General features: G+C 65.6%; 15 protein-coding genes. 5 read left to right on the top strand and 10 right to left on the bottom strand.

Going from position 1 to position 21,640, the window contains the following annotated elements; all coding sequences use genetic code 11:
• Positions 1–2: 2 nt before the first annotated feature.
• The 7 genes from AC54AG_RS09470 to AC54AG_RS09440 form a co-directional block, all read right to left on the bottom strand.
• Positions 3–260: a hypothetical protein gene (locus AC54AG_RS09470; RefSeq protein WP_496630143.1), complete on the bottom strand. Its 258-nt coding sequence runs from the start codon at positions 258–260 to the stop codon at positions 3–5.
• Positions 257–1,120 (bottom strand): MbnB/TglH/ChrH family RiPP precursor modification enzyme, encoded by an 864-nt coding sequence (locus tag AC54AG_RS09465; protein WP_496630142.1) that lies wholly within the window; start codon positions 1,118–1,120, stop codon positions 257–259. Before AC54AG_RS09465 ends, AC54AG_RS09470 begins: the two co-directional genes overlap by 4 nt.
• Positions 1,110–2,030 carry a TIGR04222 domain-containing membrane protein gene (locus AC54AG_RS09460; protein ID WP_496630140.1) on the bottom strand — a complete coding sequence of 307 codons (921 nt, stop codon included), beginning with the start codon at positions 2,028–2,030 and terminating at the stop codon, positions 1,110–1,112. The genes AC54AG_RS09465 and AC54AG_RS09460 overlap by 11 nt, the downstream gene beginning before the upstream one ends.
• On the bottom strand, positions 2,027–2,755 hold the full coding sequence (locus AC54AG_RS09455; protein WP_496630139.1) for a hypothetical protein: 729 nt from the start codon (positions 2,753–2,755) through the stop codon (positions 2,027–2,029). The genes AC54AG_RS09460 and AC54AG_RS09455 overlap by 4 nt, the downstream gene beginning before the upstream one ends.
• 109 nt (positions 2,756–2,864) lie before the next feature.
• On the bottom strand, positions 2,865–3,707 hold the full coding sequence (gene serB / locus AC54AG_RS09450) for a phosphoserine phosphatase SerB (RefSeq protein ID WP_496630385.1): 843 nt from the start codon (positions 3,705–3,707) through the stop codon (positions 2,865–2,867).
• A 55-nt stretch (positions 3,708–3,762) separates the two neighbouring features.
• Complete coding sequence (gene mfd / locus AC54AG_RS09445; RefSeq protein WP_496630138.1) at positions 3,763–7,206, bottom strand: transcription-repair coupling factor; 3,444 nt, start codon at positions 7,204–7,206, stop codon at positions 3,763–3,765.
• Between the two features lie 234 nt (positions 7,207–7,440).
• Positions 7,441–8,373: a 5'-nucleotidase gene (locus AC54AG_RS09440; protein WP_456150167.1), complete on the bottom strand. Its 933-nt coding sequence runs from the start codon at positions 8,371–8,373 to the stop codon at positions 7,441–7,443.
• A 340-nt stretch (positions 8,374–8,713) separates the two neighbouring features.
• Between AC54AG_RS09440 and AC54AG_RS09435 the strand changes: the two genes are divergently transcribed.
• The 4 genes from AC54AG_RS09435 (at position 8,714) to AC54AG_RS09420 (ending at position 16,160) form a co-directional block, all read left to right on the top strand.
• A complete protein-coding gene (locus tag AC54AG_RS09435) occupies positions 8,714–10,471 on the top strand; it encodes a methyl-accepting chemotaxis protein (protein ID WP_496630137.1) in 1,758 nt (585 codons plus the stop codon).
• 356 nt (positions 10,472–10,827) lie between these two features.
• The gene (locus tag AC54AG_RS09430) at positions 10,828–12,423 is read left to right on the top strand and encodes a methyl-accepting chemotaxis protein (protein WP_496630136.1); all 1,596 of its coding nucleotides are present in this window, start codon (positions 10,828–10,830) and stop codon (positions 12,421–12,423) included.
• The gene (locus AC54AG_RS09425; RefSeq protein ID WP_496630135.1) at positions 12,423–13,322 is read left to right on the top strand and encodes a putative bifunctional diguanylate cyclase/phosphodiesterase; all 900 of its coding nucleotides are present in this window, start codon (positions 12,423–12,425) and stop codon (positions 13,320–13,322) included. The genes AC54AG_RS09430 and AC54AG_RS09425 overlap by 1 nt, the downstream gene beginning before the upstream one ends.
• A gap of 51 nt (positions 13,323–13,373) precedes the next feature.
• Complete coding sequence (locus tag AC54AG_RS09420) at positions 13,374–16,160, top strand: ATP-binding protein (RefSeq protein WP_331776324.1); 2,787 nt, start codon at positions 13,374–13,376, stop codon at positions 16,158–16,160.
• Positions 16,161–16,163: 3 nt separating this feature from the next.
• Here the strand turns inward: AC54AG_RS09420 and AC54AG_RS09415 are convergent, their stop codons facing one another.
• Both AC54AG_RS09415 and AC54AG_RS09410 read right to left on the bottom strand, forming a co-directional pair.
• A complete protein-coding gene (locus tag AC54AG_RS09415; RefSeq protein ID WP_496630134.1) occupies positions 16,164–17,084 on the bottom strand; it encodes a lipase secretion chaperone in 921 nt (306 codons plus the stop codon).
• A gap of 10 nt (positions 17,085–17,094) precedes the next feature.
• Complete coding sequence (locus AC54AG_RS09410; protein WP_496630133.1) at positions 17,095–18,009, bottom strand: lipase family alpha/beta hydrolase; 915 nt, start codon at positions 18,007–18,009, stop codon at positions 17,095–17,097.
• Between the two features lie 361 nt (positions 18,010–18,370).
• Here AC54AG_RS09410 and AC54AG_RS09405 point away from each other — a divergent pair, with 361 nt between their 5' ends.
• Positions 18,371–19,051, top strand: a complete 681-nt coding sequence (locus AC54AG_RS09405; protein ID WP_456130656.1) for a TetR family transcriptional regulator — start codon at positions 18,371–18,373, stop codon at positions 19,049–19,051.
• Positions 19,052–19,116: 65 nt separating this feature from the next.
• Here the strand turns inward: AC54AG_RS09405 and AC54AG_RS09400 are convergent, their stop codons facing one another.
• Positions 19,117–21,396, bottom strand: coding sequence for a penicillin-binding protein 1A (locus AC54AG_RS09400; RefSeq protein ID WP_496630132.1), 2,280 nt, complete (start codon positions 21,394–21,396; stop codon positions 19,117–19,119).
• Positions 21,397–21,640: the final 244 nt, after the last annotated feature.

Raw genomic sequence — 21,640 nt, 5'->3', positions numbered from 1 at the left:
GCTTAGCGCCACATTTGCAGCAGCCGGCGCCACCAGCGTTGCGCTGGTTTCGTCTGGCCACCGCGCCCGGCGCGCTTGGCGCGGTAGCTCGCTGCTGCCATCTGCAGGCCGATGCCGTCCATTGCGGCCATCGCCTCCGCTTCCTGCTGCGACAAGCCATGCTGCAAGGCTTGCGCAAGTGGCTCAAACAGGAAGGCGGCACGCAAGGCGTCGTCCGTGTACAGCCTTGCCAGCAAGGTTTCCAGTGCGGGGGAACTCATGCGCTGCGCCCCGCGCGCAAGGCCGCGCGCGCCAATTCCAGCTGGCCCAGCACATGCTCGAACGACGGGTAATTGCCGTCTCGTTCGACGATCACCGTCAACGGTTGCGGCGCATGGCGCGCCAGCACGGTCAACAGATCGAAGACTTCGGGCGGCACGTCGTGCAGATGGTCGTCCAGCAAGCGCTGGCCGCCGCCCGGCGCAGCGATCCAGTGGCCGCCGCTCAGGTGCACGGCGCCGACCCTGTCCAGGGGCAGGCGCAACAGCAGTGCCTGCGGCGCCTCGCCGGCATTCACGGCATTCACGGCATTCGCATACAGGTTGTGCAGGTCGAGCAGCAGCGGCACTTGCGCGCCGTGGATAATCTGCGCCACCCACTCGGCTTCGTCCATGGTGCTGGCAGGCGGCTGGACCAGGGTGGCGATGTTTTCCATCAGCGGCGCGCTGCCGACGATGCGCGTGGCCAGCGCGATATTGGCAATCGTGCCCGCGGCGCTGTGCGGCGTGCGCGGCGGCGCCGCCAGGTGGCCGATCTCGATGCCGCCGGCACGCACGAAACTCAGGTGCTCGGACCACGATTCCGCCTGCACCGCTTGCATCAGGCGCGCCATCGCATGCAGGCGGCGCGGGTCGGCTGCAATCGTCGAGGCCAGCCCCATGCCCACGCCATGCAGGCTGACCGGCACCTGGCGCGCCAGGCTGCGCAAGGCCGAAATGCCGGCGCGCGAGGCGCCGTAATAATCGTCGGCGATCACTTCCAGCACGTCGATCCGCGCCAGGTTGGACAGGATGCTGGCAGCCAGTTCGCCGCGCCAGCCCAGGCCGACGCGGTCGCGCGTGGCGTCCTGGCTAACTGCCACAGCCGCCGCCACCGCCGCAACCGCCACAGCCGCTGCCGCCGCCGTCACCGCCGCCGCCCGATGACGAGTCGCCCGAGTCGCCCGTGCTGCTGGACGAGGAGTCGCCACCGCCATTTTGCCGCGGCGCCGGATACAGCTCGGCGACATAGGCGTACACGGACAAGGGCAGGGCACCGATACCGAAGATGGCGGCCAGCAGGGCCATGTCGGCACTGCTGCTGCCCGCCTGCAGGCGCGCCGAGCGCATGTTCAGGCGGCCGAACAGCATGCGCAGGTCGGTCAGCAGCCGCTGCGCGCTCCAGCTGGTCGCCTGGGTGCGCAAGCCGCGCAGCATGAGGAGAAAAATCGCCAGCAGGACCGCCAGGAACAGCAGATTGTAGTGCTGGCGGCTGATGGCGATGACGGCCTTGACGCCGGCCACCGTCAGCAGCAGCCAGTGCGCGACCCAGGTGATGCGTTCGCGCCGGCGCAGCAGCGGCGGGCCGACCAGCAATTCCTGCCGCGTCAACGTCTCCTGGTAGGCGCGGCACGATGGCAGCATGTCGGCCTGCACGGCCAGTTCCTTGCTGTGGCCCTGGCGCCCCAGGTACAGCCGCAGCACGTCGCGTTCGATGTCGTGGCTGGCAAAGCGCAGGCTGTCGGCGCTGGCCGTTTCCAGCAGCGGGCCGTCGGCGCGCAGCAAGCCGCGGTCGACCAGCACGATGGCGGCGATCTTCACGGCTTCGAGCGCGCCGCCGCGCAAAAAAGCAATGCGGTAGGGATCATCGGCCAGCGACAGCTGGGCGTGCGGATTGCGCAGCTCCTGGCGGATCAGCAGCTCGCGCGCCAGGTAGTACACGAGCGTGCCGAAGATCAGGTAGGCCAGCAGGAACGATGGCCCGCTCCAGTCAAAAGGATTGTAGCCGTTCACCGCATCTGCTCCGCGTGTTCGCGCAGGCGTTCGGTAATCGCCATCAAGCCCGTAAAGGCGGGCAGGGCCTGCCCCGGCGCCAGGCGCGCCGTTTCGCGCGCGGCCGACATGGTGTACAAAGCCGCGTGCAGGGCCGGGTCGCCCAGCTGGTCGACAAACGCTTCGAGCGCCTGCTTGCCGGATTGTGCAGACTTGCCCTCGAGCTGCGCCAGCGAGGCCGCCGCCGAACGCAGCGGGCCGGCCGCGTCGGCGATGGCGCCGCCCAGCTGTTCTTCATTCAGGCTCAATAGCATATACCGTTCGCGCATGCGCAGCTGCTGGTTCAGCAGCACTTGCCGCAGGCGGCGCAGCACGGCGTCGCGGCTCGTGTGCAGGCTGGCGAAAGGGTCTACGCCATGCAGCACCTGGTGGCGCGCGATGATGTCGGCGAACTTGACGGCGAAAGCGTCGGCGGCCTGCGGCAATTCGTTTTCGAGCAGGAACATCACCTGCAAATCGATGGCGGCGTGCGCCAGGCGCAAGGGGCCGCGCAGCGCATCGGCCGCCTGTGGCGTAAAGCGCTTGAGCAGCAACAGCAGGTTGACGTCGGAGGTGGCGCGCAGCTGGCCATCGGCGGCCGAGCCAAACAGCACGGCGGCGGCCAGGTCGGCGCCGAAGGCCGTTTGCGCGGCGGCGACGAATATATCGAGGTGGCGTTGTATTTCTTCTGGCAGCGGTGGCGGCATGCGGTGTTCTTTCACGATGGGCTGGCGGGATGATCACAAGTTTGCAATATAGCAAATTTGTGCCGCCGTGCGCGCACCGCCCGCCAGATAGCGCTAAGCTGGCGCCGGCTCAGCTCAAGACGTTGAGCAAACCATCGAGTCCGACAAAGTTCAGCGCCACGTCGGCCTGCGAGCGCACCACGGGCTTGGCGCGGAAAGCCACGGACAGGCCGGCGATGCCCATCATCTTCAAATCGTTGGCGCCGTCGCCCATGACGATGGCCTGCGATGGCGTAATGCCCAGTTCCGCACACACGCGCTCCACCGTGCGCTGTTTTTCCTCGGCGTCGACGATGCCGCCCAGGACTTTGCCCGTCAGCTTGCCGTCGATGATTTCCAGTGCGTTCGCATGCGTGTAGTCGAGGCCCAGGCGTTCCTTCAGGCGTTCGGTGAAGAAGGTAAAGCCGCCCGACACCAGCAGGGTTTTCAGGCCGGCCTTTTGCACGGCCGTCAGCATGGCTTCCGCGCCCGGCGACAGTTTCAAACGCTCGTCGTAGACGCGCTGCAGGGCCGATGCATCGAGGCCTTCGAGCAGAGCCACGCGCTGTTTCAGGCTGGCCGCAAAATCGAGTTCCCCGCGCATGGCCGCTTCCGTGATGGCCGCCACCTGCGGTTTCAGGCCCTGCATGTCGGCGATTTCATCGATGCACTCTATGGTGATCAGGGTCGAATCCATGTCCATCGCCACGAGCTTGAATTCGCTGAGTTCACGCTGTCCCATCATGTAGGTGGCGTCCAGCTGCGCCGCCTGGGCCGCCACTTCGATCGTGGGGCGCAGCGCGGGCGAATAGGCGATCTGTTCGCAGCGCACGGCGTTCGGACCGAGGCGCGTGACGGACGTCGGCGCGGCCAGCGCAGCGATGCGTTCGAGGCGGGCGCTATCGCCGTCCAGGCCCTGCAGGATCAGATTCATGGTGATGGTCTTGGTATTGGTCATGGGGCAGTCCTGCATAAATTATCGAAATGGTCTACACCGTCAATTGCTTGATGGTGGTCTTGATCTGCGTCACGCGCGCGGCCAGGTCCGGCATGGCGGCCGTGATTTTCAGCTTGTCCTGGCCATGCAGCTTGATATGGCGGTTTTTCTGGATCAGGTCGATGATGCGCATCGGGTCGATCGGTGGCTTGGCCATGAATTGCAGGGTGGCCGCCTCGCCATGCACATCGATCTTGACGATGCCCACGGTTTTCGCTGCGATGCGCAGCCGGTGCGTCTCGACCAGGGCCTTGACGGCGTCGGGCAGCTTGCCGAAGCGGTCGATCAGCTCCTCCTGGATATCGTCGATCTTCTCTTGCGTGGCGCAGTTGGCCAGGCGCTTGTAGATCGACAGGCGCTCGTGCACGTCGCCGCAGAAGTCCGCCGGCAGCAGGGCAGGCACGTGCAGGTTGATCTCGGTGGTCGACGCCAGCGGCGCGGCCAGGTCCGGCTCCTTGCCCGCTTTCAGCGAGCGCACGGCTTCGTTGAGCATGTCCGAATACAGCTGGAAGCCGATTTCCGTCATCTCGCCCGACTGGCTCTCGCCCAGCACTTCGCCGGCGCCGCGGATTTCCAGGTCGTGCATGGCCAGGTAAAAGCCGCTGCCAAGTTCTTCCATCTGCTGGATGGCGTCCAGGCGGCGCTGCGCCAGTTTGGTAAGACCCTGCACGTCGTGCACGAGCAAATAGGCGTAGGCCTGGTGATGCGAGCGTCCCACACGGCCGCGCAGCTGGTGCAGCTGCGCCAGGCCGAACTTGTCGGCACGGTGCATGATGATGGTGTTCGCCGTCGGCACGTCGATACCGGTCTCGATGATCGTCGTGCACAGCAGGATGTTGAAACGCTGGGCGACGAAGTCGCGCATGACTTTTTCCAGGTCGCGCTCGTGCATCTGGCCATGCGCCACGGCGATGCGCGCCTCTGGCAGCAGTTCCGTCAGCATGGCCAGGCGGTTCTGGATGGTTTCCACTTCGTTGTGCAGGAAGTAGATCTGGCCACCGCGTTTGAGTTCGCGCAGGCACGCTTCGCGGATGATGGCTTCGCCTTCGCTGCGGACAAAAGTCTTGATGGCCAGGCGCTTTTGCGGCGCCGTGGCGATGATGGAAAAGTCGCGCAAGCCTTCCAGGGCCATGCCCAGGGTACGGGGGATCGGCGTGGCCGTCAGGGTCAGCACGTCCACTTCCGCACGCAAGGCTTTCAATGCTTCCTTCTGGCGCACGCCGAACCTGTGTTCCTCGTCGATGATGACGAGGCCCAGGCGCGTGAATTTCACGTCGTCCGACAGCAGTTTATGGGTGCCGATGACGATGTCGATGGTGCCGTCGGCCATGCCCTTGAACGCCTGCGTGATCTCTTTGCCGCTGCGGAAGCGCGACAATTCCGCGATGCGCACGGGCCAGTCGGCGAAGCGGTCGGCGAAGGTTTGCGCATGCTGCTCGGCCAGCAGGGTGGTGGGCGCCAGGATGGCCACCTGCTTGCCGCCCATGACGGCGATGAACGCGGCGCGCAGCGCCACTTCCGTCTTGCCGAAGCCGACGTCGCCGCAGACGAGGCGGTCCATCGGTTTACCGGAAGTCATGTCCTTGATGACGTTGTGGATGGCCTCGGCCTGGTCCGGCGTCTCGTCGAAGCCGAAGCTGTCGGCGAAGCGCTGGTAGTCGTGCGACGAGAATTCGAACGAGTGGCCCTGGCGCAGCGCGCGGCGCGCATACAGGTTGAGCAGCTCGGCGGCCGTGTCGCGCACCTGTTCGGCCGCGCGCTTCTTCGCTTTTTCCCACTGGCCCGAGCCGAGCGAGTGCAGCGGCGCGTCTTCCGGCGAGGCGCCCGAATAGCGCGAGATCACGTGCAGCTGCGACACGGGCACGTACAGCTTGGTGTCCTTCGCGTATTCGAGGTGCAGGAACTCCGTCTCGCCTTCGCCCAGGTCCATGCTGGTCAGGCCCATGTAGCGCCCGATGCCGTGATTGATGTGCACGACGGGGTCGCCGATTTTCAGCTCCGACAGGTCGCGCACCATCGACTCGACCTGCGTCACGCCTTCCTGTTTCTTGCTGCCGACCCGGCGGCCGGAACCCGCGTACAGCTCCGTTTCGGTGATGAAGGCCAGATTGCCCTCGGGCGTAAACAGCTCGAAGCCCGCATGCAGCGGCGCCACGCCCAGCATCAGCTTGGCGTCGGATTGCAGGAAACCATCGCTGCCTTCCACGGGCGTCAGGTGCAGATCGTACTCGCTGAAGTACTGCTGCAAGGTTTCGCGGCGGCCGTTCGATTCGGCGCAGATCATCACGCGGCGTCCCGATTGCAGCAAATAGCTGCGCAGGTTGGCCAGTGGGTCGTCGGCGCGACGGTTGACGGCGATGTTCGGCACGGGCGCCGACAGTTCGGACGCCAGCGCATCGTTCGACTTGGCGATCGCCAGGCGCGCATACGGCTTGGCCAGGCCGAAGAACTGCTCGTCGGACAGGAACAGCGATTCGGGCGGCAGGATAGGCCGCTCGCGGTCCGCCTTCAGGAAGCGGTAGCGCGACTGGGTATCGGTCCAGAAGCGCCCGATGGCGGCGTCGATTTCTCCCACCAGGGCCAGCGAGGCGTCGGGCGGCAGGTAGTCGAACAGGGTGGCCGTCTGCTCGAAGAACAAGGGCAGGTAGTATTCGATGCCGGCCGAGGCGATGCCGCTGCTGATGTCCTTGTAGACGACCGAGCGCGATGGATCGCCTTCGAACTGTTCGCGCCAGCGGTTGCGGAAGGTGGTGCGCGCCGCTTCGTCCATGGGGAATTCGCGGCCCGGCAGCAGCCGTACTTCATGCACAGGATACAGCGAGCGCTGGGTGTCGGCATCGAACGTGCGGATGGTCTCGATGGTGTCGCCGAACAGGTCCAGGCGGTAGGGCAGGGCGGACCCCATGGGGAACAGGTCGAGCAGGCCGCCGCGTACCGAGTATTCGCCCGGTGACATCACTTGCGAGACATGGCTGTAGCCGGCCAGGGTCAGCTGCGACTTCAATCGCGCTTCATCGAGCTTTTCGCCCTTCTTGAAGAAGAAGGTGTAGGCGGCCAGGAACGATGGCGGCGCCAGGCGCACGAGCGCCGTGGTGGCTGGTACGATCAGGACGTCGCACTGGCGCGTCTGGATTTCATGCAGGGTGGCCAGGCGCTCGGAGACCAGGTCCTGGTGCGGCGAAAACGCATCGTAGGGCAGGGTTTCCCAGTCCGGCAGCAGGTGGCAGCGCAGTTCCTTGCCGCCAAACCACGGGATTTCATCGAGCAGGCGCTGGCCGTCGCTGGCCTGCGCCACCACCACGGCTAGCATCTGGCCCCGCGCTTTCAAGGCCAAAGCGGCCAGCGCCAGGGCATAGGCGTCGGATGAACCATACAGGGCGGGCAGCGCATAGCGGTTGCCGGGCTTGGGGAGGGCTTTTGTTAAGTCTAAGGACATGCAGGCGATGACACTAGTGGCAGAGGCAGTTGAGTGGGACAGCTGTGGTGCGCGCCGCGCCGCCAGTGACGGCGCTGACAGGCAGGATTATAGACCATCGCCTATATCTCCGCGCTTGAGAAAACCGTCGCGAGCGGAAGTGATTTGCGGTCGAGAAGCGCAACTGTGCTTTGCACGGGGCCGCCGAGGCAGTGAGCATCGCAGGCCGTAAAGCACGACGCGCAGCAGGTTTTATCATGTGCGCATATTTGCAACGCCGAAGGGAACATGCACCATCGGTATCGTGCCGCCCGCCGATTTGAGGTGGCTCAACTGGTCGTCGAAGAAGATATGCGGCTTGAACACGGCCAGTACGCGCGACTTGTCCATGCCGCCAAGGAAAAACGTCTCGTCGGCCGCCACGCCCCAGCTTTTCAGGGTCGTCACGACGCGTTCGTGCGAGGGCGCGTTGCGGGCCGTGATGATGGCGATGCGCAGGATCTTTTTATAGCCGGGGTCGCGCCGCTGCGCCCTTTCTTCCAGGCGCTGCATGGTGGCCAGCTTCTGGAACAGGCCGGCCAGCGGTCCGGGGCGGTGCGGCGTGCCCACGTTCAGGGTTTCATGGGCGTGGAATTCGTCGACGTCGTTGTTGCGCTTGAAGACGGTTTCCGCTTCGTCGTCGGCGATCACGCCGTCGAAATCGAAGGCCACGCGCAATTCCTCGTCGTCCTCGTCGTCTTCCGTGCGCGACGGCAGCACCAGGCCGGCCGGGTAGTCGCAGGCCAGCGCGCTGCGCACGTCGCCTTCATTCGCGCTGAGGAACAGCGAAGCGTTGAAGGCGGGCAGGTAGGGGTAGGGCGACTTGCCCGTCATGAAGGCGGCGCGCGAGATATCCAGGCCGTAGTGGGCGATCGAGTGCATGACGCGCAAGCCCGTTTCCGGCGAATTGCGCGAAAACAGCACCACTTCCACTGGCGACTGGCGCGGATAGTGCTTGTTGATGTTCAGGAAACGGCGGATGAAGGGGAAGGCCACGCCGCGCGGCAGGACCGTGTCGATATGCGTTTCCTGGTACTTGCGGTACTCCTCGGGACCGTTGTCGAGGTAGACCTGGTGCGATTCGGCCAGGTCGAACAGGGCGCTGGAAGCGACCCCGATCACCAGTTTGTGTTCGATAGGATAAGCCATGGTCTGCCTGTTGTTTGCTTGTTGCTCATCTTATACGACTATCAACTGCGTAGCCAATAGTGAGGCACGGGGATTTTTTGCACCAAAGCGGGGCGCCCTGTCATTTTTTTTGACCGCTGTGCAATACGCGCCACAGTAAAGAAATAAATCTTGTCTTGTATCAAGTATTTGACAGCCAGCACGCTTGTTTTCCACTATGCTTCCACTTATGAAATCTCGCCAATTGTAACGAAGCGTACGCCCTATCCCCGCCACCTTTATACAAGTGTCAGCTGTTTTACTCGAACATGCCAGCCCCAACTTCGCCAGCAGTCTTCGTGACTTTATAAAGGACCTAGCCATGTTTAAGAATTTACTGATCAAATGGAAGCTGGCGACGCTTGTCGCCGTGATGATGGCGGCCTTGCTGGTGGTGGGCGTCAGCGGCTATTCGGGCATCGCCACCGTCGGGCGCGCCGTCAATGAAATCGGCGTGGTGCGCCTGCCGTCGATCCAGGGCCTGATGATGATGAGCGAAGGCCAGACGGCCGTCGCCGCCGCCACCCTGACGGCCGCCATGTATGAAAACAATTACCAGGCACAGGACAAGTTCGCGGAAGCGCTGCAATTGCGCACCAAGGCATGGACGAATATCGAGGCGGGCCGCAAGCTGTACGAGCCGCTGCCGCAAACCCCCGAGGAAGCCGTGCTGTGGCAGCGCTTCCAGGGCGAGTGGGCGGCCTGGAAGGGCGATGACGACAAGGTGCGCGCCATCCTGCGCCAGCTGGCCGACAACCGCGACGAGCCGCGGCAGAAAGAGTTGTTCGCGGCATTCTACAAGCAGTACCAGGATTCGCGTGCGCTGTTCGGCAAGGCCGAAGGCACGCTCAACGAGATCATCAAGCTCAATAACGGCGTGGCCGATGCCAGCGTCAAGGATGGCAGCGCGGCCGTGATCCGCTCGGAAAGCCTGATGGTCATCCTCGGCTTGCTGGCCTCCGCGCTGGGCATCGGCTGCGCCGCCTACATCACGCGCGCCATCACCCAGCCGATCAATGCGGCCGTGAAAGTGGCGCAGACGGTGGCCTCGGGCGACCTGACGAGCCAGATCGAGGTGCACACGACGGAAGAAACGGGCCAGCTGCTGCGGGCGCTGAAAGACATGAATTCCAGCCTGGTCAGCATCGTCGGCCAGGTGCGCAGCGGCACGGAGACCATCGCCACGGCCTCGTCGGAAATTGCCAGCGGCAACCTGGACCTGTCCTCGCGCACGGAAGAGCAAGCCAGTTCGCTGGAAGAGACGGCGTCGTCGATGGAAGAACTGACCTCGACCGTGCGGCAGAACGCCGACAACGCCCAGCAGGCGAACCAGCTGGCGCTGAACGCCTCGGGCGTGGCGGTCAAGGGCGGCGCCGTGGTGGGCAAGGTGGTCGAGACCATGGACGCCATCAACGACTCGTCGCGCAAGATCGTCGACATCATTTCCGTCATCGATGGCATCGCCTTCCAGACGAATATCCTGGCGCTCAACGCCGCCGTGGAAGCGGCGCGCGCGGGCGAGCAGGGACGCGGTTTCGCCGTGGTGGCGACGGAAGTGCGCAATCTGGCGCAACGTTCGGCGGCGGCAGCGAAGGAAATCAAGACGCTGATCGGCGACTCCGTCGTGGCCGTCGACACGGGCAGCAAGCTGGTGGCCGAGGCGGGCAGCACGATGGCTGAAATCGTCGCCAGCGTGCAGCGCGTGACGGACATCATGGCGGAAATCAGCCTGGCCACGCAGGAGCAAAGCTCGGGCATCGACCAGATCAACCAGGCCATCGGCCAGATGGACCAGGTGACGCAGCAAAACGCGGCCCTCGTGGAAGAGGCGGCCGCCGCAGCCGAATCGCTGCAGGAGCAATCGGGCCAGCTGGCCCAGGTGGTCAGCGTCTTCAAGCTCGATGGCGCGCAGGCGCCTGCCGCGCACGCAAACGCAAAGCCGGCCGCGCCACGCACCGTGGCGGCCAGCGCCGCGCTGAAGCGTCCTGCTTCGCGCCCCGCCGCAGGCCGCCCGGCCCTGCACGCCGTGCCATCCCAGCGCCAGAGCGCGCCGCGCGACGACGAGTGGGAAGTGTTTTGATCGATTGACGGCGCCCGCATGCGCTACCGGACGGCCGCCTTGCGCGGCCGTTTTCACATGCGTGCGCAGGGGCGCACTCCGGTTCGAACTGCGGTTACTACTTACTAAAAAAACAGCGTTATTAAAATAGCTGTTTTGCCATCTAAGCAAATCTTTGCAAAACTTAACGCGACATTGCTTGTGAGATAACTCACACTGCCAGCCGTACCGCCCTTGTTCCCGCCTCGGCCACATCCCGGCTGACCCTTCCGCCTGCTGCGTCCGGCCATACCTGGCAGGCGGCAGCCATTGCCGTCAGCCTTGCATGCGAGCCCGGCACGATGACCGATGTACCACACTGAAGGATGCGAATAAAGATGGCAAATATGAAAATCGGCACGCGCTTGCGCTGTGCCTTTGCATTATTGACCTTGCTGCTGCTGGCGACCGCCGTGCTGGGCATGCTGCGCCTGTCCAGCCTGGAACTGCGCATGCGCGACGTGATCGATGACAAATATCCGAAAACCGTGCTGGCCAACGACATCATCAAGAATGTCAACATCATCGCGCGCTCCTCGCGCAACCTGCTTTTGATGACGGAGCCGCAGCAGCTGGCGCAGGAACGCGCCACCATCGCCAGGGCGGGCGGCGACACGGAAAAAGGACTGGCGCAGCTGGAAAAGGCGGTGCAGTCGCCGCAGGGTCGCGAGCTGATGGCGGCCGTGACGCAGGCGCGCGCCGCGTTCAACGGCGGGCGCGACAAGGTACTGGCCCTGCTGGAAGAGGGCGCGCGCGATGAAGCGACCGGTTTGCTGCTCGGTACGGTGCGCGGCGAGCAGCTGCGCTACATGGCGGCGCTGGAAAGCCTGATCGCATACCAGCATGCGCTGATGGAAGAGGCGGGCGCCCAAGTGCATCACGAATACGTCACGGCGCGCAACATGATGCTGGCGCTGAGCGCGCTGGCCGTGCTCTTTTCGCTCGTTACCGCCTGGCTGGTGACGCGCAGCATCGTCGATCCGCTGCGCCATGCCTTGAACGTGGCGCAGACCGTGGCGGCCGGCGACCTGACGTCGGCCTTCGGCCGTCACGGCGGCGATGAAACGGGCAAGCTGCTCGACGCGCTGTGCATCATGAACGGCAACCTGCTCGACATCGTGCAGCGCGTGCGCAGCGGCACCGACACCATCGCCACGGCCTCGTCGCAGATCGCGGCCGGCAATATCGACCTGTCGTCGCGCACCGAGGAGCAGGCCAGCTCGCTCGAACAGACCGCGTCGGCCATGGAGGAACTGAGTTCCACGGTGCAGCAGAACGCGGACAATGCCCGCCATGCGAGTGTGCTGGCCGTCGAGGCGGCGAACATCGCCGGCGCCGGCGGGCAAGCCGTGGGCCAGGTGATCCATACGATGGACGCCATCAGCGCGTCGTCTGCGCAGATCGCCGACATCATCGGCGTGATCGACATGCTGGCCTTCCAGACGAATATCCTGGCCCTGAACGCAGCCGTGGAAGCGGCGCGTGCGGGAGAGCAGGGGCGCGGCTTTGCCGTCGTGGCAACGGAAGTGCGCAACCTGGCGCAGCGCAGCGCGGCGGCGGCGCGCGATATCCGCGCCCTGATCGCCACCTCGACGCAGCAGGTGGACGCGGGCGCGGCGCTGGTTGCGCAAGCCGGCGCCACGATGCAGGAAGTGGTGGCGGCCGTGGGGCGCGTGAGCCAGATGGTGGCCGACATCACGGCGGCCAGCGCCGAGCAAAGCACGGGCATCGGCCAGGTCAGCCAGGCGGTCGTGCAGATGGATGAAGTGACGCAGCAGAACGCGGCCCTGGTGGAAGAAGCGGCGGCCGCGTCGCAATCGCTGGAAGGCGAGGCGGCGAATCTGCTGCAGGTGGTCAGCGTGTTTCGCCTGCGCCAGGGGCCGGCGGTTCTGGCGGGCCGCCCTGCGCCTGCCGTGCCGCGCCTGCTGGCTTAGTGGCGGGCCTGTCAAGGTTCTGGCACGGCGCGCTGGCGCTGCTGTGCCGGGCGCCGGCGCGCAGCCGGGAGTTGCAGGGGCGCCTGGACAGGGCCATCGTCGGCGGCGAATTCTGCTTTCATTACCAGGGCAAGTTCGATACGGCGCGGCTGCGCCTGGTCGGCCTGGAAGCGCTGCTGCGCTGGAACCATCCGCGCCACGGCCTCGTCTACCCGAACGAATTCATCGGTCTGGCCGAGCGGACGAACGCCATCGCCGCGCTGGGCAACTGGGGCATCGACGCGGCCTGCCGCCAGCTGGCGCAGTGGCGCGCGCAGGGCCTGCCGGTGGTGCCGGTCGCGGTGAATGTCTCGGCGCGCCAGCTGTGCCAGCCGCAGTTACCTGACTTCGTGTTGGGCTGCCTGCGGCGTCACGCCATTCCTGCCGGCCTGCTGGAGCTGGAAGTGACGGAAAGCTGCTGCATCGACGACATGGCGCAGGCGACGCAGGGATTGCGCCGGCTGCGCGCGCTGGGCCTGTCCATTTCTCTCGACGACTATGGCACCGGCCATTCGGGCTTGAGCCATGTCAGGCTGCTGCCGATTCACACCATCAAGATCGACCGCTCCTTCATCCGCGACCTGGGCAGCGGTGGCAGCGCAGATTGTGACACTGTCATCGTCGCCTCGACCCTGGCGCTGGCGCGGGGACTGGGCTTGCAGGCGCTGGCCGAGGGCGTGGAAAACGGTGAACAGCTGGCGCAGCTGCGGCGGCTGGGCTGCCCCCAGGTACAGGGCTTTTACCTGCACCGCCCGGCGCCGGCGGCCGACGTGGCCGCGCTGCTGGCCGCTGGCGCGCCGGCCGGCCCTGTAACAGTGCCGAAACATGGCGCCATGCGGCATGGCGCGGATGCTCAGTAAAATATGGCCACTGCAAGCCGCGTGCTTTAACACCTACTCCCCCACGCAAGAATGATAAACAGTCCTGCCCCGGCCTATGTCTTCGGCCCGTTTCGCCTTTTGCCGCTGGAGCGCGTGCTGTTCGAGGGCGAACGCGCGCTGCGCCTGGGCAGCAGGGCCATGGACTTGCTGCTGGCCCTGCTGGAGCGCGCCGGCGACATCGTCGACAAGCATGAACTGGTGGCCATCGTCTGGCCCAATGCCGTGGTCGACGACGCGACCTTGCGCGTGCATCTGGCGGCGCTGCGCAAGGCGCTCGGCGATGGCCGCGATGGCCAGCGCTACATCACCACCATTCCCGGGCGCGGCTACGGCTTCCTGGCGCCGCTGGCGCACACGGGCCGGCCGGCGCCCGGTGCGGCAGGCGCCGAGCCGCGGCACAACCTGCCCGTCATGCTCACGCGCATGCTGGGTCGCGCCGAGGTGCTGCAGACGATGGCCAACCAGCTGCTGCAATTGCGCCTGCTGTGCATTGCCGGCCCGGGCGGCATCGGCAAGACCACGCTGGCCGTCGTCCTGGCCACGCGCGTGCTGCGCCGCTATGCCGACGGCGTGTGTTTCGTCGACCTGTCGCCGCTGGACGAGGGGCGCCTGGTGCCGCTGGCGCTGGCCACGGCGCTGGGCGTGGCCGTGGCGGCCGGCGACGCCATGCCGGTGCTGCTGGCCTACCTGCGCCCGCGCCACATGCTGATCGTGCTCGATAACTGCGAGCACGTGATCGGCGCGGCCGCCGCGCTGGCCGACGCCTTGCTCAAGGGTGCGCCACTGCTGCACGTGCTGGCCACCAGCCGCGAGCCGCTGCGCATCACCAGCGAGCAGTTGCAGCGCCTGCCCGCGCTGGAATTGCCGCCGGCCGATGTCGTGCCCGATGCGGCGGCAGCCCGCCATTTCGCCGCGGTGCAGCTGTTTTGCGAACGCTGCGCGGCCGTCGACGATGCTTTCGTGCTGGCCGACGCCGACGTACCCGTGGTGGTGGACATCTGCCGGCGGCTCGATGGCATCCCGCTGGCGCTGGAATTGGCGGCCGGTCGCATCGGCCATTTCGGCCTGCACGAATTGCGCCGCCAGCTTGATGACCGCTTTCGTTTGCTCACGCGGGGCGCGCGCAACATGCCCTTGCGCCACCAGGCCCTGCGCGCCACCCTGGACTGGAGCTATGGCCTGCTCGACGCGCAAGAGCGCCAGGTGCTGCAGGCGCTGAGCGTGTTCAGGAGCCGCTTCCGCCTCGAGTCGGCCAGCGCCGTGGCCGGATGCGACGTGTTCGACACCCTGGCCGACCTGGCGGCCAAGTCCCTCGTCAGCATCGAGTTTTGCGGCCAGCATGTGTATTACCGGCTGCTCGACACCACGCGCGCCTATGCCGGCGCGCTGTTGTCGGCGGGCGGGGATGCGGGCGCCGTGCTGCTGCGCCACGCGCGCCATTGCCTGGGCCTGGCCCAACGCATCGCCGCCGACTGGGCGGGCATGCCGCCGGCCCAATGGAGCGCGCGCTACGGCCGCCATGTCGACGACCTGCGCGCCGCCATCGACTGGGCTTTCGGCGAGGAGGGCGACGTGGCGCTGGGCGTGTCCCTGACCCTGGCCGCGCAAACCCTGTTCTATCAGCTGTCGCTGATGGACGAATACCGCGTGCGCGTCGGGCGGGCGCTCGAGCGCATGGCCGCGCGTGGGCTGGACGACCCGGACAGCGAGATGCGGCTGCATGCCTCGCAGGCGCACCTGCTGCTGCATACGCAGGGCATCACCGGCACCATGCTGCGTTCGTTCCAGCACGGTTATGCGCTGGCCATGCGTACGGACGATGGCAGCCGCCGCTGTGAGGCGATTTGCGGCATGTGGATCTGCTGCCTGAAGCTGGCCGATTTCCAGCGCGCCGACAGTTACGCCACCGAGCTTGCCGTCCTGTGCGACGCGCGCGAGGCCCGCGATGACGCGCCGATGCGGCTGGTACTGGCGCGCATGCGCTCCGTAGGCGAGTATGTGCAGGGACGCTACGCGCAGTCGGCGGCGCTGGCACGCATGGTGCTCGCCCATCCCGAGGGCGCGCGGCAGCTCGGCTTCAATCATGCCTTGCTGGCCGATCACCAGGTGTGCCTGCGCGGCACGCTGGCGCGCTGCCTGTGGATGCAGGGCCGTCCCGACGACGCCTTGGAATTGGTGCGCGAGGCGGTGGCGGTGGGCTTCGAACACAATGGCGTCACGCTGTGCGTGGCGCTGGCCGTCAATGCCATTCCCGTCGCCCTATGGTGCGGGCAGCGGGAACTGGCGCATGCGTGGACTTGCCTGCTGTGCGAGCATGCGGCCCGCTATGGCTTGCTGTACTGGAGCGCCTGGGGCGCCGCCTACCAGCGCCTGCTCGATGGGGGCGAGGCGCTGGCGCAGTTCCCCTGGCCCGCGGTGCGCAGCTGGCCGATACAGGTCGATCTGATGGCCACCCTGCACGACGCGGCCGCCGATAGCCAGGCGCTGCGGCGCGCGCGCATGGGCATGGCGCCGTGGAGCGCGCCGGAAGTGCTGCGCCGCGACGCGCACCACCGCTGGCGGGCGCTGGCGCAAGATGATACGGCGGGCCTGGAAGCGGTGCGGGTGCAGCTGGAAGAAGCGCTGCGGCTGGCCAGGGGCCAGCAGGCGCCTGGCTGGGAGCTGCGCTGCGCCACCAGTCTGGCGGCCGTGCTGCAGGCGCAAGGCCGCCGCGCCGCCGCGCATGCCGTGCTGGCTCCCGTCCATGCGGGCTACCGGCAGGGGCGCGATACGACGGACGTGATGGCGGCGGCGGCTTTGCTGGCGCAGCTGGCTTGAACTCTATTCGTAGGCGCCCAGCCGGCGCTGTTCGTCCGGGGTAAAGCTGGCGTCGCGCAGCTGCTGCAGGGCTGCCGCATCCTGCGCGCCGCCGGGCAGGCTGGCTTTCTGGGCTTTGAGCGCTTGATACGCGATGATGCGCTGCTGCCACTGCGATTCTTCGCGGTCCAGTTCCGCCAGGCGCGCCGCTGCCGCCGGCGTGAAGGTGCTGGCGCGCAGGCGGTACACTTCATTCTCGCCGCCGCCCTGCGCCCGCAAGGTCCTGACGGAGGCGTCCAGCTGCGCCACCTGCAGCGGCGCGTCGCGTGCGGCGCGCTGGGCGGGCGTCATTTTTTGATCGAGCGCCGCCAGTTGCGACTGGCGCTGCGCTTCATCGAGCGACGTGTCGCCGAGGATGGCCATGCGCGCCACGGCATCGTCGTCGTACGCGTCGCTGGCGCCGAACAGGTCCGCGCTTTCCTCTGGCGTAAAGTAATTGCCGCGCAAGGCCCGCATGGCTTGCAGGCGCGCGCGCGCCGCCAGGGCCGCATCGGCTTGCGCCGGCAACGCCTGTTCCGCGCCGGCCAGCGCCTGCTTGTAGGCCAGATACGCGCCCAGCAGGCGCTTGGCTTCGCGGGCGGGGACTGGCGCCAGGCGCCGGTCCAGTTCCGCCTCGATCTGGCTGCGGATGGCGGCCAGCGGCTTTTCACCGAGGCCCGCCAGGTAGTAGTCGAACAGGTGCGCCAGTTCCGCGTCGACCACCAGCTTGTCGCCGGTGGCCACCGTCACGTTGCCGTCGGGCCGCGTGCCTTCCATCGAGCGCACGAACGCGAACAGGTCCGGTTCCGCCTTTTCCGGCGGCGGGGCCGGCGCTTCGCCAGGGCGTAGCGCCAGGTACAGGGCCAGGGCCGCCAGACTGCCGCCGATGATCGATTTCGCGTGCATGCGCTTCTCCTTACAGTCCCAGGCCTTGCAGGCGGTTGGCCTGCTGGCGGAAGACGGTGACGGGGTTCGTTTCGAACAGGTTGACGATGCCGACGAACTGGTTGACTTCATCGAGGTGGTTCATGGCGTAGTCGTCGCGGATTACCTTGCCCAGGTGGCTGGAGCAGCTGCTGACCAGGCCATCGTTCTTGGCACCGCCGAAGGCCAGGCTGATGGCTGCCAGTACCGGGTCGCCCACGTCGAGCACGTTCGTGTACGGTTGCGCGCCGCTCCAGGAAAAATAGTGCACGCCTTGTACCTGGTACGCGCCTTCGCCGCAGGCGGAGGTGGGCACACCTTGCGGATGGCGGCTATTAAAAGCGAGCGAGCCGGCCGTGGACAGCGACGCCAGCGAGGCGCCCGCGTTTTGCGGCAATCCCTTGTTGCCCGATAAAATGCCGATCAGGGAGGCCAGCGCATTGCCCAACGCGTTGCTGGTGTTGGGAATGGCGCCGCTGAGGATGTCTGCCACCTTGGAGCCTTTGTTCACGCCGGCCACGCTGGTGACGGACGCCACCAGGTCGGGGCGCACGGAGGCGACATAGCGGGCCGTGGGGCCGCCGTGGCTATGGCCGATCAAATTGACCTTGCTTGCCCCCGTGGCGGCGAGGATTTGCCGCACCTGCGACAATAGCTGCTCGCCGCGCACTTCCGTGCTGTTGGCGGCCGACACGGTAGTCACATACACTTGTGCGCCGCCGCTGCGCAAGGCGTCGGAGACGCCATAAAAATAATCGACGGGACCGAGCTTGTCGAAGCCGAACAGGCCGTGCACGAGCACGATCGGGTACTTCGTTTGCGTGTAGCCGGCGGCGCTGGCGCTGCCGGGCAGGATGGCGAGGGTGAACAGCAGGGTGGATAGCAGTTGCCAAAAGCGAGTCTTCATTTTGTCTCCGTTATTTGAATAATATGGAAATGTCGATGCTGTAGCGGTGAACCGTGCACTCCTTGCATTCTCGATGCATTAAAAATAGCGAGCGCTCGGTTTTTTAAATGTAGCACCGCTCGATGTAAATTGCATTTGAATTGCATGATGCAGCGCAATAACTGTGGGTATTTGGCGTGGCTTATGCGCCCATTGCATAGTTGAAAAGTAAAATAGTTGTTTTCCTGAGCTATAATCGGCCCCGCATCAGCCGTCCCGCCGTCTTGCAGTGCCTTGCCCAGGCATTGCATGGATATCGCTCTTACACCGTTATTTGGGAATGCACTTGTCGACCCATTTTAATTTTGAACAGTTTCAGCAGATGACGCCTTTAAATGGCGAAAACATCTGGGAATATATTCTTGACCGCCACGCGGAACGTATCGGCGTCAAGCGCCGCAAGCCGGCGCTGGAAAATCTTGAACGCATCTTCGTCGCCACCTTCCGCCTGGCCAATGACGTGGGCTTCCGCGCCATGAGCTTGCGCGACCTGTGCCGCGAGACGGGGCTGTCGATGGGCGGCCTGTATGGCTACATCACCAGCAAGGATCAACTGGCCGAAATGATCGAGGACGTGGTGCGCCACGCCACGCAAGCCTTGCCGCTGCTGTTCGTCGACGTGAAGTCGCCGCTGGACCGCCTCGAAGCGATGATACGCTCGTCGATCTACCTGTCCGAAGTGCTGCAGCCGTGGTTTTATTTCGTCTTCATGGATTCGCGCGTGCTGCAGGTCGAGCAGCGCAGCATGGCGAAGAATTCGGAACTGTATGTGCAGACCCTGATCGCGGCCACCATCGCCGAAATCGAACCGAAGCCGCAGGGCGATCCGACCTTGCTGGCCGCGCACTGCCTGGCCCTGTTCCAGGACTGGTACGTGAAACGCTGGAAGTACCGCGCCGCGAAGGTCAATGTCGACGATTTCGCCGATAGCGTCGTCAGTACGGCGCGCGGGTATTTGAGCATGGTCAAGGCGCCGGAAGTAGGTCGGATTAGCGAAGCGTAATCCGACAAGAGCCGACTGTGGCTTGTCGGGTTACGTCGTTCCTCCTAACCCGACCTACGGGTTCATCAGTTCGTGGTTTCCACCGGCAGCGTCTCCGGCACGGCTGCCGGGTCCGTCGGCGTCTCCGCTTCCATATCCAGGGTCCTGATCCCGTTCATGTCGATGAATTCGTCGTACAGCCATTCGCCGTCGACCTGGCTCAGGCCATCCGGCACGGCGCGCGTGACTTGCGGGCGCGTCGACAGGGCCGTGCGCATGTAGTCGATCCAGATCGGCATGGCCAGGGTGGCGCCGAATTCGCGTCCGCCCAGGGACTTGGGCTCGTCGTAGCCCATCCACGCCACGGCCACGATGCCGCCGCTGTAGCCGGCGAACCAGCCGTCGACGGCGTCGCTGGTGGTGCCCGTCTTGCCGGCGATGTCAGTCCGGCCCAGTTTTTTTGTCGCCGCCGCGCCCGTGCCCGTGCGCGCCACTTCGCGCAGCATGCTGTCCATCACGAAGGCGTTGCGCGGGTCCAGCGCCAGGGTCTTGTCGTCGTTCGGCGCGGGCGGCTTGGTTTGCATCAGGATGGCGCCCTTGGCATCGACGATGCGGTCGATCAGGTAAGGTTCCACCTGGTGGCCGCCATTGGCGAACAGGGCGTAGGCGCCCGCCATCTGCACGGGCGTGACGGAACCCGTGCCCAGCGCCATGGTCAGATTGTTCGGCTGGCGGGCCGGGTCGAAGCCAAATTTTTCCAGGAAGTCGTGCGTGTACGACACGCCCAGCGCGCGCAGGATGCGCACCGAGGCCACGTTCTTCGATTGCGCCAGCGCATAGCGCATGGTGATGGGGCCGTCGAACTTGAAGTCGTCGTTCTGCGGCGCCCACACCTTGCCGCCCGCCTGCATTTCCAAAGGCACGTCATTGATCAGGGTGGCCGGCGAAAAGCCTTTTTCCAGCGCCGCCGAATACACGAACGGTTTCATGGCCGAACCGGGCTGGCGCCAGGCCTGCGTGACGTGATTGAACTTTTGCAGGTTGTAGTCGAAGCCGCCGACCATGGCGTGGTAGGCGCCCGTGTCCGCGTCGAGCGACACAAACGCGGCGGCCACCAGCGGCACTTGCGTGATGGCCCAGTTGTCCTTGCCATCCCTGGTGATGCGGATCACGGCGCCCGGGCGCAGCTTGATGCCGGCGCTCGCTTTGGCGGACAGGGCGGGGGCGGCAAAGCGCAAGCCATCGCCTGTGATCGTCTTGGCGTCGCCGTCGCCCGTATCGGCCACCACCTTGCCGCTGGCCACGTCCGTGACGACGGCGGCGATCAGGCCGTCGCTGTCCGGGCGTTTTTGCAGCGCCGCATCGATGGCGTCGTCGCGCTGCTCCGGGTCGGCCGGCATGTCGATGAAGGTTTCCGGGCCGCGGTAGCCGTGGCGCTGGTCGTAGGCGATGACGTTGCGGCGCGTCGAAGCATAGGCCGCGTCCTGATCCGCTTTCAGGATCGTCGTGTAGACGCTGATGCCCTTGGTGTAGCTGTCTTCCTTGAACTGCGCGTAGACGGCCTGGCGCGCCAGTTCGGCCACGTATTCGGCGTGCGTATCGAAACCCTGCTTGCCGCGGCTATTGATATGCAGCGGCTGGGCCAGCGCTTGCTGGTACTGGCCTTCGCTGATGTAATCGAGTTCGCGCATGCGTTTCAAGACCAGCCGCTGGCGCGCGTGCGCCTTTTTCGGATTGCTGATCGGGTTGTGGCGCGACGGGTTTTGCGGCAGGCCCGCCAGCATGGCCATTTCCGCGATCGACAGTTCATTGAGCGGTTTGCCGAAGTAGGTCTGCGCCGCGCTGCCGAAGCCGAACGAGCGCTGGCCCAGGTACATCTGGTTCATGTACAGCTCGAGAATCTGGTCTTTCGACAGGGCCGACTCGATTTTCAGGGCCAGCATGATTTCATTGAGCTTGCGCGAAGCGACTTTTTCGCGCGTCAGGAAGAAATTGCGCGCCACCTGCATGGTGATGGTGGAGCCGCCGCCGTGGCCGAAGCCGTGGCGCAGGTTCGACAGCACGGCGCCGCCGGCCCGCACGAAGTCGATGCCGTGGTGTTCATAGAAGCGGCCATCCTCGATGGCCAGCAGAGCCTTTTTCATCATTTCCGGCACTTGCGCAATCGGCACGAAGTCGCGGTGCTCTTCGCCGAATTCGCCGATCAGCACATTGTCGGCCGTGTACACGCGCAGCGGTATCTTCGGCTGGTAGTCGGTGATGACGCCCAGTTCGGGCAGGCGGGGGCGCACGTACAGGAACAGGTAGGCGGCCAGCAGCAGGGCAGCGGCCAGCGCGGCGCAGCCGGCGATGATGATAGCGCGCACGGTGGCGCGGCGGGAAGGCCAGGGGAATCCGGTTCGTTTGGCAGTCAAGGCAGTCTCACGTGAGCGTGCAGGGCACGGTGGCAGCGATTATAGACCAATGCGCCAGCCGTTCCGGCGCGGGCGGGGTGCCAGGGCTGGCCGCCGGGACCGGGAGCAAAAAACCTTTTCATCGAAACGCGGCTGTGCGATAGTCTCGGCTTCAAGAAAATAGCCCGGGCGTCAATCCGGGCTGTTTATTTTTAAA

It is taken from the genome of Janthinobacterium sp. BCJ23 (assembly GCF_059617945.1).
The sequence above is the reverse complement of the archived record's forward strand: the minus strand, read 5'-3'. Positions and strand labels throughout refer to the sequence as shown.

Excerpts from the sequence above, each read along its gene's own strand:
- AC54AG_RS09410 (WP_496630133.1), bottom strand. The coding sequence starts at position 18,009 with ATGAAGACTCGCTTTTGGCAACTGCTATCCACCCTGCTGTTCACCCTC.
- AC54AG_RS09435 (WP_496630137.1), top strand. The coding sequence starts at position 8,714 with ATGTTTAAGAATTTACTGATCAAATGGAAGCTGGCGACGCTTGTCGCC.
- AC54AG_RS09420 (WP_331776324.1), top strand. The coding sequence starts at position 13,374 with ATGATAAACAGTCCTGCCCCGGCCTATGTCTTCGGCCCGTTTCGCCTT.
- AC54AG_RS09470 (WP_496630143.1), bottom strand. The coding sequence starts at position 260 with ATGAGTTCCCCCGCACTGGAAACCTTGCTGGCAAGGCTGTACACGGAC.
- serB (WP_496630385.1), bottom strand. The coding sequence starts at position 3,707 with ATGAATCTGATCCTGCAGGGCCTGGACGGCGATAGCGCCCGCCTCGAA.
- AC54AG_RS09405 (WP_456130656.1), top strand. The coding sequence starts at position 18,371 with ATGACGCCTTTAAATGGCGAAAACATCTGGGAATATATTCTTGACCGC.
- AC54AG_RS09440 (WP_456150167.1), bottom strand. The coding sequence starts at position 8,373 with ATGGCTTATCCTATCGAACACAAACTGGTGATCGGGGTCGCTTCCAGC.
- mfd (WP_496630138.1), bottom strand. The coding sequence starts at position 7,206 with ATGTCCTTAGACTTAACAAAAGCCCTCCCCAAGCCCGGCAACCGCTAT.
- AC54AG_RS09430 (WP_496630136.1), top strand. The coding sequence starts at position 10,828 with ATGGCAAATATGAAAATCGGCACGCGCTTGCGCTGTGCCTTTGCATTA.
- AC54AG_RS09415 (WP_496630134.1), bottom strand. The coding sequence starts at position 17,084 with ATGCACGCGAAATCGATCATCGGCGGCAGTCTGGCGGCCCTGGCCCTG.
- AC54AG_RS09455 (WP_496630139.1), bottom strand. The coding sequence starts at position 2,755 with ATGCCGCCACCGCTGCCAGAAGAAATACAACGCCACCTCGATATATTC.